This is a genomic window from Dolichospermum circinale AWQC310F (assembly GCF_000426925.1).
GTDB lineage: Bacteria > Cyanobacteriota > Cyanobacteriia > Cyanobacteriales > Nostocaceae > Dolichospermum > Dolichospermum circinale.
On record NZ_KE384717.1, the window covers coordinates 121,035 to 125,059 of the forward strand.

General features: G+C 37.9%; 7 protein-coding genes. 2 read left to right on the forward strand and 5 right to left on the reverse strand.

Translation table 11 applies throughout. The features are described 5' to 3' along the window. Positions 1–23 precede the first annotated feature (23 nt). Complete coding sequence (locus ACIR310F_RS0120955; RefSeq protein WP_028085527.1) at positions 24–488, forward strand: hypothetical protein; 465 nt, start codon at positions 24–26, stop codon at positions 486–488. Positions 489–501: 13 nt separating this feature from the next. Continuing rightward, entirely contained in the window at positions 502–1,059 is a 558-nt protein-coding gene (locus ACIR310F_RS0120960; RefSeq protein WP_028085528.1) for a glutathione S-transferase family protein, read from the forward strand. 189 nt (positions 1,060–1,248) lie between these two features. Here ACIR310F_RS0120960 and ACIR310F_RS0120965 read toward each other — a convergent pair whose 3' ends face one another. The 5 genes from ACIR310F_RS0120965 to ACIR310F_RS27190 all read right to left on the reverse strand — a co-directional run. Next, positions 1,249–1,740, reverse strand: a complete 492-nt coding sequence (locus ACIR310F_RS0120965; protein ID WP_028085529.1) for a YajQ family cyclic di-GMP-binding protein — start codon at positions 1,738–1,740, stop codon at positions 1,249–1,251. Positions 1,741–1,843: 103 nt separating this feature from the next. Further along, on the reverse strand, positions 1,844–2,260 hold the full coding sequence (locus tag ACIR310F_RS0120970) for an MAPEG family protein (RefSeq protein ID WP_028085530.1): 417 nt from the start codon (positions 2,258–2,260) through the stop codon (positions 1,844–1,846). A 136-nt stretch (positions 2,261–2,396) separates the two neighbouring features. Beyond that, positions 2,397–2,900 carry a DNA-processing protein DprA gene (locus tag ACIR310F_RS0120975; RefSeq protein ID WP_028085531.1) on the reverse strand — a complete coding sequence of 168 codons (504 nt, stop codon included), beginning with the start codon at positions 2,898–2,900 and terminating at the stop codon, positions 2,397–2,399. A 112-nt stretch (positions 2,901–3,012) separates the two neighbouring features. Then, positions 3,013–3,852, reverse strand: a complete 840-nt coding sequence (hpsJ-B, locus tag ACIR310F_RS0120980; protein WP_035368657.1) for a hormogonium polysaccharide biosynthesis protein HpsJ — start codon at positions 3,850–3,852, stop codon at positions 3,013–3,015. After that, positions 3,813–4,025 (reverse strand): hypothetical protein (locus ACIR310F_RS27190; protein ID WP_231387633.1); only part of this gene is annotated, 213 nt, incomplete at its 5' end. The genes hpsJ-B and ACIR310F_RS27190, both read right to left, overlap by 40 nt.

Genomic DNA, 4,025 nt, shown 5'->3' on the forward strand with positions numbered 1-4,025 from the left:
CAATTTTAGAAGAGACATTTCTCATGACAACAACAATTTCTTATGCTGATGCTACCGATCTCAATACTGATGACTATATTGTTCTTGGTTTAGCTACGTGCTTCTATAAAGAAGATGGGGAAGTGCATCAAATTGAAGTGATAGAACCCATTCCTTCCGCAGCATTAGAAGCCCTATGCAAAAACATTCCCACCTCTTACAGGCTGGCTTATGCAACGAATTTAGGATATGTATTAGATGGTGATAAAATGCTATTGCCAGAAGGCTTCCCAGAATCGGCGCAATTTGGCGATGAATTTGCATTGAGGTTATTTTCTGCGGCTCGTACCTACAAACGCCGTGAAGCCTCCCAAAATCTGATTCCTCTAGGAACAACTAAAACGGATTTGAATTATTCCACAGAGCGCAAACGGGTACTGAATGCAGCCAGAGTGGTTACTAAAGAAGATAACATCAAACAACATTCCCACACTCACAAAGTTCTTTAATTTTCAGATAACTATGTTGAAACTTTATGGTGGTAGTCGTAGTCGGGCTGCAATTATACAGTGGTATTTAGAAGAACTGGAAGTTCCTTATGAGTTCCTTCTGCTTGATATGCAAGCAGGAGAACATCTCCAGCCTGATTTCCTAAAAATTAACCCTATGGGTAAAGTTCCCGCTATCGTTGATGGTGATTTTCAGCTTTGGGAATCAGGGGCTATTTTACTTTATTTAGCGGATAAATACGGTAAAACTCCCTTTTTCCTAGAGGAGAAAGCTATCTTTACCCAGTGGGTATTATTTGCCAATTCCAGTTTAGGAACAGGTATTTTCATAGAAGCTAATCGTGAACGAGAAATGCCACGATTATTAACTCCTTTGAATGAAATTTTGGCAAAACAACCTTTCTTGCTGGGTAATGATTTTACCGTTGCAGATGTGGCTGTAGGCTCAATTCTCTCCTATATTCCGATTATGCTCAAGTTAGATTTGAGTGCTTACCCGGCCATTGTCAATTATATCCAGTCTATGTCTCAACGACCCGCATTTCAAAAAAGCATTGGTGGACGAAAGTAATTAATTAATAATTAATAATTAATAATTGATAATTATCAATTGTTAATTATACAAGGGATTATCATAAGGGTGAGGTACAATTTTAGCGGGCAAGATGCCCGCACCACAAGATTTTCACCACAAGATTTTCACCACAAGATTTTTATCATTAATATCTGTACCTCATAATATCGGAAACTGCTGTATTTTCTAACGATAATTTGTAAATTGTAAGGCAACGGGAAAGTCTTCTTGTTTAAGACGTTGAATAACAAGTTGTAAATCATCTTTTGATTTAGCTGTCACCCGCACAGCGTCACCTTGAATCGATGCTTGAACCTTCTTAATTTCCTCTCGAATCAACTTGGAAATTTGTTTAGCAATTTCTTGGCTGATACCTTTTTTCAGAGTAATTTCTTGCCTAACACGGTTGCCGCTGGCAGATTCAATTTTACCAAATTCAAAGATTTTTTGGGAAAGATTACGCTTGGCGGCTTTTTCCCGCAGAATGGTATGGACAGATTCTAAAGTAAAGTCACTGTCAGTACCAATAGTAATTTTTTCTTCGCCTAATTCGACTGTGGTTTGAGTGTCTTTAAGATCATAACGGCTTTTAACATCTCTGATAACTTGATCAATAGTATTCACTAATTCTTGTCTATCAAAGTCACTGACGATATCAAAGGAAAAAGTAGAAGCCATAAATAAAATTGGTAATTGGTAATTGGTAATTGGTAATTGGTAATGGGGAAGAGGGAACAGGGAAGATTAAAAATAAATATTTTCCTTATTCCCTTTTACGTAATTATTTAATTTGCATGAGACTGAGGTAAAACAGAGTTCCAGAACTAAAAGAAGCAATACCAAACATGAGTGATCTCAACAAAGGTATATTGGCAATATAGAAAATAGAGTATAGCAAACGAGCAATGATAAAGATGATCGCTGCATTCCCCCCAAGGGGGGAATGCACCCCAGTAACATAAGCCATTAAAGCTGCCGCTGCAAAAACCATAAATCCTTCAAAAGAGTTTTCATGGGACCATGTTGCCCGTTGGGCATAGGGTGGTAGCTTGTCAAACATGGCGCGGGGAGCAGAAAGATCATATCCTATCTGCACTCTAGCAAAAGCTACTAATAAATAGGGTACATAAATGAGAATAGCCGCGACGACAATAGAGGATAAAAAGATAGCAGGTACTGGTAATTGAGATAGAGACATTAAATTAATTTACGGGGTACTTGGTTTGACCTTGATCATTGATTGTCATTGGATAAAGGGTAATTTAGTCAAGTTATTACCCATTATTCAATGATCATTTTCCATCTCTATCATTAGCTTTGCGTGAGGATTCACCCTAGTCAAAGTAGAAAAGTGTTACCACTTTTCGTTGTTCTTCTGCATCACTACAGGTTTGTAAGAGAGTGCGACTATCATGAAATGCAAAGCAGATTAATTGTTGACAACGAGAAACAATTTCCTTATTACATAAGTAACTCGCTTCAGCCAGAGACAGGTTATCATTGCTGGGGTTTTCCACCAGGTGCATGACCTCTTCTAGCTGCTGGCGTGATTCTTGGGGTTGACGTTCCAAACTCTGGGGTAAAATGACCGTGAGTAAGTTGGGGTCAGCCTTTGTTGCGCCCCGGATGGCGGCAGAGTTTGTGCCTGTAGCACCAGAGGTAATGATCCGGTTGCCCGATAGAATTAGGGCATAAGCCATCATTTCAATGAGCTTCTGATGGGTAATTGGCACATGACGAGAACCTAGCAAAGCTATCCGCTTAGAACCTGTTTGCTGGATGGTTGCTAGTTCTTGAGCTAATGTATCGTGGTTGATAGTTTCTATTGACTGACTCAAAGATAAAAATCATGACATTAAACAACCCAAATATTGTACCAAATAGCGTGTAGTTAGGATACTAACCAAAGTTACATCTGGCTACAATTTATTAATTAGTGATTTATGAGACTTATTTCCTGCCTCTGGAACTGCTTTTGGAAACACCCATACCTCTTAATCCTGTCCACCCAATCACAGTGTAACCAATTGACAATAATAAACTATTAATGCCAGTTCGTAATTCTTTCCAGGCATCTGCCTGGGTTTTTTGCAACTGTTGTTCTTTTTGACTGTTAATTTGGTCTATTCTCTGGTTTGCTAGTTGTTGAGGGTCTGTTTGCTGGGCGATAAAATTATCCAGAGCTTGGGGATTTCCTTTATACTTTTTCAGTAAATCCTTCTGCGCCGTAGGTAATTGGCTATTATTAAGTGCTTGATTATACTTTTGCTCATCTTTAACCAGTTCATTTAGCTGAGTCCTGAGTTGCTCTTTTAATGCAGCACGTTGTTTCTCTACAGAAGCTTTTACCTGATCATTACCAAGTTGATTTTGTATTTGTGCTAATTGACTTTTAACTTGGTTTTCTAACTGTTCTGCTTCTTTGTTAATCCGTGTTAAACCCTGTTCTTTGATTTGATTGATATTAATCAGATACATGGGAAAAATCAACAAAAACATCAGTCCCAACAAACTAGAAAGTATAAAAATTGGCAACTTTAGACTAGGAGACGAGGGATCACTACTTTCACGAGTTCTATCAATATAGAATGCAGTTACAATTGCTCCCAGACCAAGTAATGGTAAAAAACCCTGCTCTACAATACTTCTGTACAGGTTAATTTGCCAGAGTTTATCTGTAATTTCCAAAGGAAATAATAAAAATAGCCACCCTAGAAAAAACGACAATATACAGATTACACCTATTGACTTTAGGGACAAGGAGGTATGAGAGGATGTACTAGTCGACATATTGGTTGACAGTGTAAATATATTAAATTATTTAGCATATTTTCCATGTCACTTTTACCATTTTGTTCGAGAGAATCCGCAAAAGTTACATATTTTTTTTGACGTTGCTGAATTGAGGTATGAAAATCAAATATTCTAGTTCTTAAACTCTTACTCTCTGCGTCCTTTGCGCC